Raw genomic sequence first — 14708 nt, 5'->3', positions numbered from 1 at the left:
ATCATAAAGCCGATGCAGGATTTTTGAATCCTGTATCGGCTTCGTTGATTCCACAGAGATTTGAAGAAATTTATTTGTTGTAATTCATCAGTGTTTTGATGTCTTCTTCCGGCGTGGTGATAGGTGCTATACCGTAATTTTCTACCAGAAAATTCAAAATATTAGGAGACAAAAATGCCGGAAGAGAAGGACCAAGACGAATGTTCTTGATACCCAGGTGTAAAAGTGTTAACAGGATGCAGACGGCCTTCTGTTCGTACCAGGAGAGAACGAAGGAAAGCGGAAGTTCATTTACGGAGCATCCAAATGCATCTGCAAGTGCTACAGCAACCTGAATCGCACCATAAGCATCATTACACTGCCCCATATCCATCAGTCGCGGCAGACCACCGATTTCTCCAAGATCGAGATCGTTGAAACGGAATTTTCCGCATGCCAGAGTAAGGACAATACTGTCAGAAGGTGTCTGTTTTACAAATTCTGTGTAATAGTTTCGTCCAGGTTTAGCACCATCACAGCCGGCAACCAGAAAGAAATGACGGATTGCACCTGATTTTACTGCTTCAATTACAGTGTTTGCATGGGACAGGATGGCTGCATGACCAAAACCGGTTGTCACTTTTGTACCGCCATTGATGCCGGTGAGTACCTGATCTTCCTTGTAACCACCAAGTTCCAGCGCTTTTTCAATAACCGGCGTAAAATCTTTCTTCTCATCAATATGAACAGCACCGGGGAAGGCAACCATTTCTGTTGTAAATACTCTGTCAGCATAACTGCTTTTTGGCGGCATCAGACAGTTGGTGGTGTAGAGAATCGGAGCTGGAAGATGATCAAACTCTTTTTGCTGATTCTGCCATGCGGTTCCAAAATTCCCTTTTAAGTGTGAGAATTTTTTTAAGAGTGGATAGGCATGGGCAGGGAGCATTTCACCATGAGTATAGATGTTGATTCCCTTGCCCTCTGTTTGTTCAAGTAAAAGCTGCAGGTCTTTCAAATCATGTCCGGTTACAACAATAAATGGTCCCTTTTCTATTGTAAGTGTAACATTGGTTGGTTCTGGTGTCCCATAGGTTTCTGTATTTGCCTTATCAAGAAGTGCCATACACTTCAGGTTGATTTCTCCTACTTTTAGTACTGTAGGAAGCAGTGCATCTGCACTTTCTTCATAACCAATCTTAAATAATGCTTCACAGAAGAAGCGATTTACTTCGGTATCTTCATAATTCAGAACATTTGCATGATAGGCATAGGCAGCCATTCCGCGAATTCCGAAAAGAATCAGAGACTTCAAAGAGCGTATATCTTCGTTGGCATTCCATAACTGTTGCATATCGTATTCGTCTGTTTTACCGCAAGGTGACTGACATTTGCTGCAGTCAGGAACTAGTCTTTCTTTTTCAGCTCTGACTTTTTGTATCATGTTTTCAATTGAGGCATCGTCAAAATTTACATTTGTAACTGTGGTAAACAGCCCTTCAATTATGACCTGTCCGGTTCTTTTGGAAATAGCTGTTGTACTATCGACAGCTCTTGCAAGACCAACCAAGGCACCTGTCAGTTCATCCTGTAATCTGGCTGTATCTGCCTTTTTTCCACAGACACCGGCATTTCCTGTACATCCGGCGCATCCGACGGTCTGCTCACACTGAAAGCAAAACATTTTCTTATCCATTATTGTATTCTCCTTTTTTATTCTATAGTTTTCCCATCAATACTTATTGTTATAACCTGCCATGGTAAGAATTTTCCACTATCCTGAAGCGCTTTTTTTGCTGCCATCTCCAGACCACCACAGCAAGGAACTTCCATCCTTACGATGGTTACACTTTGAATGTTGTTATTTTGAATAATTGCAGTTAATTTTTCACTATAATCCACCTGATCTAATTTAGGACAGCCGATTAATGTTACCTTATTCCGAATAAAATCCTGATGAAAGCTTGCATATGCATAAGCAGTACAATCAGCTGCGATCAATAGTTTTGCGCCGTCAAAATATGGGGCACTTACAGGTGCCAGTTTAATCTGAACTGGCCAGTTCTGAAGTTTTGATAGCTGCTCTACGCTTGGAGCTGATTTTATGTTTTCAGGTGTTTCGGATCGCTGAATCTGCATACTTCTAGAACCAGGACAGCCGGTGTGTGTAGACATTGCCTGATTTTTGGCAAATACTTTTTTTTGCGCTTCTTTTACGGCTTCTTCATCATATGCAGGAGCCTCTCTTTCTTCAAAAGAAATGGCTCCTGTAGGACATTCCGGGAGACAATCACCAAGCCCGTCACAGAAATGTTCTCTTACCAATTCTGCTTTTCCGTCAATGATATCAATGGCACCTTCATGACAGGCATCTGCACAGGCACCGCATCCATTACATTTTTCTTTATCAATTCGAATAATCTTTCTTATCATTTTTACCCTCCGTCTATAGCATAAAATTTTTATTTCTGTTAGAATCATAGTATAATAAATGCAACTTGTATGTTTGATTTCCAACAGGAGGAACAATTTTGAAAAAATTTTTACCCATTTTAAGGAACAGTCCTTTCTTTAAAGGTCTTACTGATGACGAGATATTATCCATATTGCACTGTGTAGAGGCAACAACAGTTTCAAAAGAGAGAGATTCTTATATTTTCAGAGCAGCAGATTCTACAGAAGTAATGGGACTTGTGGTGTCAGGCTGTGTTCTTGTTATCCAGGAAGACCTCTGGGGGCATCGCAATATTTTATCAAAATGTCATGCCGGTGATTTTTTTGGAGAACCATATGCGGCAAGTCCGGGTGCTGTTTTGAATATCAGTGTGGTAGCTGATGAGGATTGCGAAATTATTTTCCTAAATGTCCAGAAGCTTTTGGTTACTTGTCCAACTGCATGCGAGCATCATCAGAAGTTGATCCGTAACCTGGTCAGTGTCCTGGCAAATAAGATACTGATCTTGAACGATAAGATCACACATGTTGGCAAGCGAACGACAAGAGATAAACTATTGTCATATCTGTCAGCCGAATCCATCAGACATTCATCTTTATCCTTTGATATTCCTTTTGACCGGCAGCAGTTAGCGGATTATCTTTGTATTGACCGTGCAGCAATGTCTACGGAAATATCAAAGTTACAAAAAGAAGGTTTTATAAAAACAAATCGAAATCATTTTGAATTAATGGTTTCTAATGATGTGGATTCAACAAGGAAAATGTGATGTATATCAAGGGAAATATAGGATTAATTTGAGAATTATTATAATGTGCAAGAGGAGGAAATTTTAGATGATAAATAAATTACATTTAGCAATGATTGAGTTATATAGAGGAGATTCAAAGAGAATTCAACATTTTTGTAAAGTGCATAGTTATGCAAAATTGATAGCAGAAACGGAAAATGTAGATAAGAAATGTTTGTTTACCATTGAAGCAGCAGCTTTGACACATGATATTGGAATTCATTTCTGTGAAGAAAAATATGGGGATTGCAATGGAAAACTACAAGAAAAAGAAGGTCCTGCAATAGCAGAAAAGCTGCTTAGAAAATTAGGATTTGAACAAGAGGTATCTGAGCGTGTGCAGTATTTGATTGCACATCATCATACGTATAATAATATTGATGGTATAGATTATCAGATATTGGTAGAGGCTGATTTCCTGGTCAATATTATGGAAGATGGTTTATCAAAAGAAGCGGCTTTAAAAGCCTATCATAATATTTTCAAAATATCATGTGGAAAAATGATTTGCAGGGAAATGTTTGATATAACAAGATAGAGCGTGATAAACGAACAGTAGATAAATGTTTTGCAGAAGAATGAGAATGGATGGAGGTAAAAATGATTATTAGAAAAGCGAAAGAAAAAGATATTCCGAGAATTTTAGAGTTATTAGAGCAAGTGTTACAAATTCATGCAGATATAAGGCCTGATATTTTTATTCCGGGCACGACCAAATATACGATAGACGAATTGAGAGAGCTTTTGAAACATAAAGAAAAGCCAATATATGTTGCGGTGGATGAGGATGATGTTTGTGTAGGATATGCATTTTGTCAATTACAAGAGCAACCTTTTTCAAACAACATGGTTCCGTTTAAGACGTTTTTTATTGATGATCTTTGTGTCAGTCAAGAGGTTCGAGGTCAGCATGTTGGCGAAAGTCTGTTTGAATATGTAAAAAATGAAGCGAAACAGATAGGGTGCTATGAAGTGACATTGAATGTATGGGCAGGAAATACTCCAGCAGAGAAATTTTATGAAAAAATGGGAATGCGAACGAAAGAAAGACAAATGGAATATATATTAGTAGAAAAATAATATGCAGAAATAGAAAACATGGAAATAAGACTATTACGATATTTTTTCGAATGATCATATACAAACATTTGTTCGAAAAACACTTGCATTACCGAACAAATGTTTGTATAATGAAAATATGAATACAGATATTAGGAATAGTAATTATACAACACAGGAAAAGCTGCAGATTCTTGCTGACGCAGCAAAATATGATGTGGCATGTACATCAAGCGGGTCAAGCCGGCGGGGAAAGAAAGGAGAGCTCGGCAATGCAGAGGCATGCGGCATTTGTCATAGTTTTGCGGCAGATGGCAGATGTATCTCCTTGCTTAAGATTTTAATGACAAACCATTGTGCTTATGATTGCAAGTATTGTATTAATCGCAAGAGCAATGATGTAAAGCGGGCTACTTTTACTCCGGAAGAAATCTGTGACTTAACAGTAGAGTTTTATAAGCGTAATTATATCGAGGGTCTGTTTTTGAGTTCCGGAATCTTAAAGAATCCGACTTATACGATGGAGAAGATGTGCGAGACGTTATTGTTGCTTCGGACGAAATATCATTTCAATGGTTATATTCATATCAAGACGATTCCGGGAGCTTCGGACGAGTTACTTGCAGCAGCAGGTTATCTTGCAGATCGTATTAGTGTCAATCTTGAATTACCAACGGAAGAAGGATTGCATACGTTGGCTCCAAACAAGACCATGAAGAACATTCTGGATCCTATGGGGAAGGTGCAGAGCACAATCGCATCTCACAGAATGGCAATTGGAAAGTCAGCATATATGGATCGAAGTGGAGGAAATAAGTTTTTGAATGCAGGTATTTTTTCTGATGCTTCGAAAAAGCATTTTTCTGAGTGCTTGAATGCTCAGAAGAATGATACAGCAATTTCTCAAGATTCTCAGATGAATCGATTAGAATCTTATAAAAGATATACCTCACTGGATCATGCACTGACATGGGAGAATGCGAATCAATTGGCACCGCGTGACATGTCGCAATTGAAGCGCAGCTTTGCTCCAGCCGGACAGAGCACGCAGATGATCATTGGTGCGACAGGTGAGAGTGACTATACGTTGTTGCAGACGACTCAGGCATTGTATCAGGGGTTTGATTTGAAACGTGTCTTTTATTCAGCATACATTCCTTTGAACGAAGACAAGGTATTGCCGGAGATCGGAACGCCACCACCGCTTTTACGTGAGCACAGATTATATCAGGCTGATTGGCTGCTTCGATTTTATGGGTTTCAGGCAGGAGAATTATTGTCTTTAGAGCAGCCGAATTTCAATGAAATGATTGATCCGAAGTGCGATTGGGCATTGCGCCATTTAGAGCAGTTTCCGGTAGAAGTAGAAAAAGCAAATTATGCTACACTGCTTCGTGTTCCGGGAATCGGGCCTAAATCAGCGAGTCGTATCACCTATGCAAGACGCTATGGCAGACTTGATTATGATAGTCTAAAGAAGATGGGAGTAGTATTAAAGCGTGCACATTATTTCATCACGTGTGGTGGGAAACAGATGTATCATACTCCTATTGAGGCATCTTATATTACGCGTCAACTAATTAGTGTAGACACGAAGGATATATGGAACACACAACATGCGAATGAGTCATTTACACAGATGACGTTGACAGATTTTGGAGTATGCTAATGAAGATTTTTACTTGTAAAGACCGTTTGGAAGATATCATGACTTGTATCTATGATGCTTGGTCTGAAGCCTTGCGGATTGGCCATGACCAAATACAATTAAAGAAAGAACCAGTATTTCAACAAACGATATTTGATGAATATATTCATATAGACCAAGATCTTTCCAAAGCAGAAAAGGTAATTCGTTCGATTCGGAGAGATATTTCGGATGAAGCATATCTGAATATCTATCTGGCGACTTTGTCTGCTGAGGAAGATGCACTGCAGGCAATTTATAATTTCCTTCGTGTTGGATTCAAAACCGGAGAGAGTGTACTACAGCAATATGCGAATCCGTATGTGATGCGGATACTGGAATTGCGTCGAAAAGTGTCCAATGAGAGCCATCATTTTAGAGAGTTTGCACGATTTGAGCGGTTGAACTCAGGCAATGTTTATGTCAGTCATCTAGAGACGAAAAGTGATGTCATTATGCTGGTAGGCAGACATTTTGCAGATCGTATGCCTTCAGAGCATTGGATGATTATAGACGATAATCGCAAAACGGCCTGTGTTCATTCAAAAGACGGAGAGAACTACCTGCGATATCTGACAGATGAAGAATTTCAGACATTGAGAAAGACAGAAGATTATGAGGATGAGTATACAGATATGTGGAAGACCTTTTTTCACGCGATTGCGATAGATGAACGAAAGAATTATGTATGTCAGCGTAATTTATTTCCGCTTTGGAAGAGAAAACATGCAGTAGAATTTAAAAAATAGACTGAAAATTCATTGGGATTACATTGAAAATTCATAAAAATGCAATCTTTTCCTATATATTTTCACTTGTAACTCGTAAGATGGAAATATATAATGTAAGAAAGATGTGATAGATATATGATTCTTTTCTTAATCGGAGGTGGTAAAAATGCCGTATGATTTATCAAAACCTCTTGTAATAGGGATTAGTTCAAGAGCTTTATTTAATCTTGAACAGGAGAATAAAATATTCGAAGAAAAAGGTGTTGAAGCATATGAAGCTTATCAGGTAGCACATGAGAATGAGATCCTTCAAAAGGGTGCAGCATTTCAATTGATCAAAGCATTTTTAGAGCTGAATAATACAGGATTTGGAAGACTGGTGGAAGTGATTATTATGTCACGGAATAATGCAAATACATGTCTTCGTATTTTTAATTCTATACAGCATTATGGCTTGGATATTACGAGAGCTGCGTTGACAAGCGGTGCAGAAATAGCTCCTTATTTAAAGGCTTTTAAGACAGACTTGTTTTTGTCGGCGAATTCAGATGATGTACAGTCGGCAATCAATGATGGGATTGCTGCAGGTCGTATTCTTACGGGTGAAGCACATGCTGATCCGAAGCAAAAGATTGATCAGATCCGTATTGCTTTTGATGGAGATGCAGTACTATTTTCTGCTGAATCTGAAAAGATTTTCCAGAAGAATGGAATACAGGCATTTGAAGAGCATGAGAAAGCAAATGCGAACACGCCGATGGCGAAAGGTCCTTTTGCTAACTTCCTGACAAAACTGTCTTATGTGCAGCAGATGTTTAAAGAAAAAGATATTCAGCCGATCCGAACAGCACTTGTCACATCAAGAAATGCTCCTGCGCATGAACGTGCAGTGAAAACACTTCGCAATTGGGGTGTATCCATTAATGAAGCATTTTTCCTTGGTGGGGTCAGCAAGACAGAAGTGCTTGCAGCATTTGGGGCACATATCTTTTTTGATGATCAGGATATACATACAGAACCAGCTTCGGCGGTTGTTCCGGCGGCAACAGTGCCTTATCGGGCTGGAGATAATCCGAAAGAGTAAAACGCTTTATAGAGCCAAATCCCACCTTTAGGTGTATAAAAATACAAGAAAATAACATAAAATTGATGAAATATGTAAATTTTTAGTTAGATTTTGAGTATTCTATGGTACACTGATATAGCATATCAAAAATGGGAGGAGACTCAAAAATGAGCAAAAAAGAAGGAAAAGGGTTAAAGTCTTTTAACAAGGGATTTCAAGTGCCTGACACCTACATTATTATTTTTCTGGTAGTTGTTGTCGCAGCACTTCTGACTTTCCTTGTACCAAAGGGATTTTACGAAACACAGGATATTTCGTACATGATCAATGGTGTTGAGAAAACCCGTACAGTAATCAAAGACGGAAGTTTCCAGTATCTGACAGACGATGCAGGGAACGTAGTAACGGAAGGAGTAGCACTTTTTAGCGGAGATGGCGGAACAGGATTCTTTAATTATATGTATAACGGAATCGTAAGCAGTTCTGCAATCGAGATTATCGCATTCCTTATGGTTGTAGGTGGTGCATTTGGTATCATGATACGTACCGGTGCAATTGAATCCGGACTGATCGGATTGATCCGTAAGGCAAAGGGAGCCGAGAAACTGCTGATTCCAGTACTTTTCGTACTGTTTTCTCTTGGGGGAGCAGTTTTCGGGATGGGAGAAGAAGCACTTCCGTTTACTATGATTCTTTGTCCATTATTTGTAGCAGTTGGATATGATTCAGTTATCGCAGTTCTTGTTACCTATGTTGCAACACAGATTGGTTTCGGTTCATCTTGGATGAATCCATTCTCGGTAGGTATTGCACAGGGGATTGCAGGTATTGATGTATTTTCCGGAGCGGGATTCCGTATGGTAATGTGGGTAGTATTTACAGCACTTGGCTGTGGAATGACTATGTTCTATGCATCAAAGATCAAAAAGACTCCGACGATCTCAATCGCATATAAGACGGATTCATATTTCCGTGAGCAGAATGAAAAAACAGGAATTGACGAAGGACATTCATTTGGTCTTGGACATATTTTAGTTCTTCTGACACTGGCTGCTACAGTAGTATGGGTAATTTGGGGAGTTATGACTCAAGGATACTATATGCCAGAGATTGCAACACAGTTCTTTATTATGGGAATTGTTTCCGGTGTGATTGGAGTTATCTTTAAGCTGAACGATATGAGATTGAATGATATTGCAACTTCTTTCAAAGATGGAGCAAAAGACCTGATCGGTGCAGCACTTGTTGTTGCTATGGCTCAGGGTATCATGCAGGTTCTTGGTGGATCTGATCCGACAACACCTACAGTTATCAATACAATTATGTATAATATTTCAAATGCACTGTCTGGAGTTTCCGGAGCAGTTGCAGCAGTACTTATGTATCTGTTCCAGTCCATATTCAATTTCTTTGTTGTATCCGGAACAGGACAGGCTGCAATTACAATGCCGATTATGGCTCCATTGTCAGATCTGTTAGGTGTTTCACGTCAGACAGCTGTAGTTGCATTCCAGCTAGGTGATGCATTTACAAACCTGATTGTTCCTACATCCGGATGTCTGATTGGATCTCTTGCGATTGCAAAGATTGAGTGGTCTAACTGGGTTAAATTCATGTGGAAATTCCTTGGTGTCTTAATGATAGGTGCAATCATTACAATTCTTATTGCAGTTGGAATTGGATTCTAAAATATGCATTTGGTAATTGGGAGTGATTTATGATGAAATTAATTCAGAATATTGATGTTTATGCCCCAAAGCATCTGGGGAAAAAAGATGTACTTACAATCAATGATAAGATTGTCAAGATTAAAGATGCAGGTTCTATATCCGCAGACGGATTTCTTTCTGAGGCAGAAATAATCAATGGAGAGGGGTTGCTTTTAACTCCAGGATTCATTGATAGTCATGTTCATGTACTCGGAGGCGGTGGCGAAGGCGGATTCGCCAATCGTACTCCGGAAGCAACTATGGAAGGACTTACGAAGTTTGGAGTAACAACAGTTGTCGGCTGTCTTGGAACAGATGGAATCGGCCGTGATATGTGTGCACTGGTTGCAAAGACAAAAGGATTGAATGAGCAGGGAATGTCAGCATACTGTTATACAGGCAGTTATCAGATTCCGGTTCGCACGTTGACTGACAGTATTGTAAAAGACATTATGATGATTCAGGAAATTGTTGGAACCGGAGAAATCGCGATTTCTGATCATCGTTCTTCACAGCCGACTTTTGAGGAATTTACACGTGTTGTTGCGGATACGAGACTTGGTGGTGTCCTTTCAGGGAAAGCTGGTATTGTAAATGTTCATCTTGGCGACAGTCCGAGATGCTTAGATCTTATTGAGCGAGTAGTAGATGAGACAGAGATACCGGCTTCTCAAATCCTGCCAACACATATTAATCGAAATGAGATGCTTTTTGGCAAGTCGATTGAGTATGCACTAAAAGGCGGAGCAGTAGACTTTACAGGAAATGAAGATATTGATTATTGGGAAACTATCTGTGATGAGGTACGTGTATGCAATGGCATTAAACGGATGTTAGATGCAGGTGTAAATCCTGACCGCATGACAATTTCTTCTGATGGACAGGGAAGCCTTCCTATGTACAGTAGTGATGGCGAATTCCTTGGAATGGGCGTTGGACAGTCCAGCTGCCTTCTGAAGGAAGTAAAGGAATGTGTATTTAAAACAGAAATTCCTTTAGAAATAGCTATTTCTACAATTACATCAAATCCAGCAGATATTCTTCGTCTTAAAGGAAAAGGTAAGATTAAAGAAGACTATGATGCTGATCTTTGTATTCTTGACCAAGAACTTCAGCTTGTTGAAGTAATTGCAAAAGGGAATACAGTTTATACAAAATAAAGAGCCAGGTCTTATCGCGACGAAAAACGTTGGCTAGAGAGCTGGCTTGGTGACTATATGAAGTTCCATCAGACCGCTGATGGTAAGAAAGTATTTTTGTCAATCGATAGCAGGGTAACCAGGCACAATCCGCTTTGTTTTGGAACTGGATGCAACATGATAGAAAAGCTGTAAGATTTTGAAAAGAAAATCTTATGGCTTTTTTTGCAAACGAATAGAAGAGGAAAATAGTGCTAAAATATAAATAAATATTTTATAATATTATTGATTGTACATATTTATTTTATCATTTACGAAAGTAGATCCGCTTGATATGGAAACATATAAAGAGTGGATCCAAAGGTCATATCAGATGTGAGATGACTCCCACTGTAGGTGGCGAGTAACAAATCAGTATCAGTGGTGGGAGTCAATCCCCCCATCTGATATAGCCTCCGGCAGGATTGCAGAGATGCGCAGAAGAAGTATGTCATGCATTGCATGACGCGCATCTCGCAGCAAGAATGCAGAGGCATTCTTGAAAATGAATGGCCAATTTCTGAAGAGATACTGTTTACTGGTAGAATAAAAAAGAAAAAAGTTATTGACATGCACTACAAACATAGTTATAATTCTAAACATTCGAATTATAATTGTTTGAATTATAAGCATTATATAATAAAAGAAGGAGATGAATAATAAATGGATGATTCTTTTCACTACATGTCTATGATAAACCATATGACCATCCAGAAAAAACTAATGGAACAGCTGAAAGATACAGGACTTACCTTGGGACAGCCCAAAGTATTGGATTACCTGAAAGATCACGATGGTGTCAGCCAGAAAGAGATTGCGGCAGGATGTCTCATCGAGGCAGGATCTTTAACGTCCATTTTGAACCGTATGGAAGAAAAAGACCTGATTGAAAGAAAAATGCTCAATGGAAACCGTCGTACTTTTCATATTTTTATGACAGAAACCGGAAAGAAAAATCAGAAGCTTGTGGAGGAGGCTTTTAAAAAAATAGAAAAAACTGCATTAAATAGTATTTCCGAAGAAGAGCAGAAGCTGTTTATGGAAATTTTTTGCCGGATCTACCGAAATCTTGCAGATATGAAATGAGCTGACGATAAAAAACTATGAAATGAGGAGAAAATAAAAAAGAATGGAGACACTAAAACGATATTTAATATTTCTGGTGGGATTGTTTATAAACTCCCTGGGAGTCAGCCTGATCACAAAGGCAAACCTAGGAACATCCCCTATTTCATCAATTCCTTACGTATTAAGTCTTAATTTTCCATTTACACTCGGAAATTTTACCATCTTTTTCAGTATATTTCTGATCGTACTGCAGCTGATCATTCTGAGAAAGAACTTTAAATTGGAACACATCCTTCAGATTCCGGTATCCATCATATTTGGATATTTTATTGATTTTGCCATGATTCTTTTGTCCTGGGTCAATCCGGAAGAGTACCTCATGAAGATTGTATATCTTCTTATCGGATGTCTGATTCTTGGCGTAGGTGTATATATGGAGGTCTTGGCAGACGTTGTCATGCTTCCAGGAGAATCTTTTGTCCGTGCTATTGTTCTTATATGGAAAACAAATTTCGGAACAACCAAGATTTGTTTTGATGTATCCATGTCAGTGATTGCTGCTGTACTTTCTTTCGTATTTGCAGGAAGACTGGCTGGTGTAAGAGAAGGTACCGTTATTGCTGCCCTTCTGGTAGGCTTTATCGCCAGACTCATCGGTAAGAAACTTGCATTCCTGAAAGATATGATTTTCCCGGAAAGTGTATCTGCAGAAAGCGAGAACGAAGCAAAAGAACAGACAGCAGGAACCTATGGAAAAAATGTTATCGCCATTGGAAGACAATTTGGAAGTGGTGGCCATGATATTGGCAAGGTTCTTGCAGAAAAGTTGGGATATGATTTTTATGATGCTGAGATTATCCAGATGACAGCAGGAACCACCGGATACACACCGGAATTCGTTAAGAAAAACGAGGAAATCATGACAAATAGTCTTCTCTATGATCTGGTCAATCAGATGTACCTGAATACAGATAGGCAGGATGAAGCGCCGAAGGATAAAATTTTCGAGGCAGAATGTCAGGTTGTACGCAATCTTGCGAAAAAAGGCAACTGCGTGATAGTAGGCCGTTGTGCAGATTACGTTCTCAGAAATTCTGAAAATTGCCTGAAAGTATTTTTTTCAGCGCCTCTTGCGAGCAGAATTAGAAGAGTGGCACAGAGACAGAATATCTCCGAAGGAGAAGCAAAAGCTACGGTTCAGAAAAATGAAAAACTTCGTGCAGATAACTACCGCTATTACACCCGCCGTATGTGGGGTGCAGCCGGAAACTTTGATCTTAGCCTGAATACAGATTTGGGAGAAGAATTTATTGAGAACTGCATCCGCAGTGCTATGAAACTGTAAAAATATATAAAGCCTTATAATATTGGTTGTAAATGATATAGACCCTTAAGGAACAGTTAATCTAAGCGACTGGGGATGGCAGATCGATCCAAAAGTACGTCGTTATATTCTGAATAGAATGAATACAACAAAAAAGTGCAGGAATATAAAGATATGGAATTAAGATTATTACGCTATTTTTTAACAGTAGCAAAAGAACAGAGCTTTACAAAAGCAGCAGAACAATTGCATATTACCCAGCCAACGCTATCCAGACAAATGGCGGCATTTGAAGAGGACCTGGGAATAACATTATTTATTCGAAACGGGAAGAAAATATCACTTACTGATGAGGAAATTCTATTAAAAAGGCGTGCCTTGGAGATCCTCAATCTTGAGGAAAGGACGCTTGAGGAACTGAAAGGAAAAGAAGAGGTTGTAGAGGGAAGTATAACCATTGGATGTGGTGAATTTGCGGCAGTAGAAACATTGGCGAAAATATGCAAAACATATAAAGAAAAATACCCACTGGTTCAGATTGCGCTTCATACTGCAACAGCAGATACGGTGTATGAGATGATGAATAAAGGTCTTGTAGATATTGCGTTATTTCTGGAACCGGTGGACACTGAAGGAATGGATTATATTCGGATTTCGGATTGTGATCACTGGTGTGTCGGAATGCGGCCGGATGATCCGCTGGCAGGAAAAAAGTTTATAAAAAAGGAAGATCTTATTGGAAAACCATTGATCCTGCCGGAAAGAATGAACATTCAAAGCGAACTTGCCAACTGGTTTGGAAAAGACTTTTCAAAACTTCAGATTGCTTTTACAAGTAATCTTGGAACAAATGCCGGAGTCATGGCGGCAAATGGACTGGGGTATCCAATATCAATCGAAGGTGCTGCAAAGTATTGGCGTGAGGATATTCTTGTACAGCGAAGAATTTTTCCTGAAATCACGACAAGCACTGTGATTGCCTGGAGACGAAATATCCCATATTCGCTGGCAATCCGTAAAATGATAGAAGAAATAAATGCTTTTCAGGCATAAAACAAAATTCAATATAAGCATTAGACATAATGAAGTGATAGAGCTTAAAATAGATGTGTAAGATGAATGTAAATCTTATACATCTATTTTTTCTGTGAAAAAATACGTAAGGAAAGAGGTTTTGTATTATGTGTAAAAAATTAGTCGCATTTTTCAGTGCAAGTGGAACAACAAAAAAAGTAGCAGAGATGATCGCAGAGGAAGCAAAAGCAGATTTATTTGAGATTGAGCCGAAGATTCCATATACAAAAGCTGATCTTGACTGGATGGATAAAAAATCCAGAAGCAGTGTGGAAATGAGTGATAAGAAATACAGACCAGAGATTATGAAAAAAGAAATGGATATGAGTTCTTATAATGAGATCCTTCTTGGATTTCCAATCTGGTGGTATGTGGCCCCGACAATCATCAATACATTTTTGGAAACTTATGATTTTAGCGGTAAAAAGATCGTGCTTTTTGCAACATCCGGTGGAAGTGGATTCGGTAATACTATAAAGGAATTACAGCTGTCCGCGCCAGATGCAGTTATCATAGAAGGCAGCATGTTAAATCGTGGAACAAAACAGGAAATCAGTGATTGGGTAAAATCTATATAAATAACAGTGC

At 39.0% G+C, this 14708-nt stretch carries 14 protein-coding genes; 12 read left to right on the top strand and 2 right to left on the bottom strand.

The window, feature by feature from the left end; genetic code table 11:
- Positions 1-70: 70 nt before the first annotated feature.
- Both hcp and LQE94_RS02820 read right to left on the bottom strand, forming a co-directional pair.
- A complete protein-coding gene (gene hcp / locus LQE94_RS02825) occupies positions 71-1675 on the bottom strand; it encodes a hydroxylamine reductase (RefSeq protein WP_240576933.1) in 1605 nt (534 codons plus the stop codon).
- A gap of 17 nt (positions 1676-1692) precedes the next feature.
- Positions 1693-2412, bottom strand: a complete 720-nt coding sequence (locus tag LQE94_RS02820; protein ID WP_240576932.1) for a 4Fe-4S binding protein — start codon at positions 2410-2412, stop codon at positions 1693-1695.
- A gap of 98 nt (positions 2413-2510) precedes the next feature.
- Here LQE94_RS02820 and LQE94_RS02815 point away from each other — a divergent pair, with 98 nt between their 5' ends.
- The 12 genes from LQE94_RS02815 to LQE94_RS02760 all read left to right on the top strand — a co-directional run bounded on the left by LQE94_RS02815 (position 2511) and on the right by LQE94_RS02760 (position 14698).
- Positions 2511-3203, top strand: coding sequence for a Crp/Fnr family transcriptional regulator (locus LQE94_RS02815; protein WP_118688135.1), 693 nt, complete (start codon positions 2511-2513; stop codon positions 3201-3203).
- Between the two features lie 67 nt (positions 3204-3270).
- Complete coding sequence (locus tag LQE94_RS02810; RefSeq protein WP_240576931.1) at positions 3271-3762, top strand: HD domain-containing protein; 492 nt, start codon at positions 3271-3273, stop codon at positions 3760-3762.
- 62 nt (positions 3763-3824) lie between these two features.
- Positions 3825-4304 carry a GNAT family N-acetyltransferase gene (locus LQE94_RS02805; RefSeq protein ID WP_118737066.1) on the top strand — a complete coding sequence of 160 codons (480 nt, stop codon included), beginning with the start codon at positions 3825-3827 and terminating at the stop codon, positions 4302-4304.
- Between the two features lie 118 nt (positions 4305-4422).
- Positions 4423-5952 carry a putative DNA modification/repair radical SAM protein gene (locus LQE94_RS02800; protein WP_240576930.1) on the top strand — a complete coding sequence of 510 codons (1530 nt, stop codon included), beginning with the start codon at positions 4423-4425 and terminating at the stop codon, positions 5950-5952.
- Positions 5952-6719, top strand: coding sequence for a TIGR03915 family putative DNA repair protein (locus LQE94_RS02795; RefSeq protein ID WP_118737050.1), 768 nt, complete (start codon positions 5952-5954; stop codon positions 6717-6719). The genes LQE94_RS02800 and LQE94_RS02795 overlap by 1 nt, the downstream gene beginning before the upstream one ends.
- 148 nt (positions 6720-6867) lie before the next feature.
- Positions 6868-7785: a 5'-nucleotidase gene (locus tag LQE94_RS02790; RefSeq protein ID WP_240576929.1), complete on the top strand. Its 918-nt coding sequence runs from the start codon at positions 6868-6870 to the stop codon at positions 7783-7785.
- Between the two features lie 149 nt (positions 7786-7934).
- Complete coding sequence (yfcC, locus tag LQE94_RS02785) at positions 7935-9455, top strand: putative basic amino acid antiporter YfcC (RefSeq protein WP_117989785.1); 1521 nt, start codon at positions 7935-7937, stop codon at positions 9453-9455.
- Between the two features lie 32 nt (positions 9456-9487).
- On the top strand, positions 9488-10636 hold the full coding sequence (iadA, locus tag LQE94_RS02780) for a beta-aspartyl-peptidase (protein WP_240577013.1): 1149 nt from the start codon (positions 9488-9490) through the stop codon (positions 10634-10636).
- Positions 10637-11317: 681 nt separating this feature from the next.
- Complete coding sequence (locus LQE94_RS02775; protein ID WP_118737048.1) at positions 11318-11740, top strand: MarR family winged helix-turn-helix transcriptional regulator; 423 nt, start codon at positions 11318-11320, stop codon at positions 11738-11740.
- A 43-nt stretch (positions 11741-11783) separates the two neighbouring features.
- Positions 11784-13067, top strand: coding sequence for a cytidylate kinase family protein (locus LQE94_RS02770; RefSeq protein WP_118724709.1), 1284 nt, complete (start codon positions 11784-11786; stop codon positions 13065-13067).
- Positions 13068-13220: 153 nt separating this feature from the next.
- Positions 13221-14099 carry a LysR family transcriptional regulator gene (locus LQE94_RS02765; protein WP_240576928.1) on the top strand — a complete coding sequence of 293 codons (879 nt, stop codon included), beginning with the start codon at positions 13221-13223 and terminating at the stop codon, positions 14097-14099.
- A gap of 128 nt (positions 14100-14227) precedes the next feature.
- Positions 14228-14698, top strand: coding sequence for a flavodoxin (locus tag LQE94_RS02760; RefSeq protein WP_118737046.1), 471 nt, complete (start codon positions 14228-14230; stop codon positions 14696-14698).
- Positions 14699-14708 lie beyond the last annotated feature (10 nt).

The organism is Mediterraneibacter sp. NSJ-151 (assembly GCF_022487435.1).
In the GTDB taxonomy this organism is placed as follows: domain Bacteria; phylum Bacillota; class Clostridia; order Lachnospirales; family Lachnospiraceae; genus Schaedlerella; species Schaedlerella hominis.
Note: the sequence above shows the minus strand (reverse complement) of the source record. Positions and strands in the feature narration are given on the sequence as shown.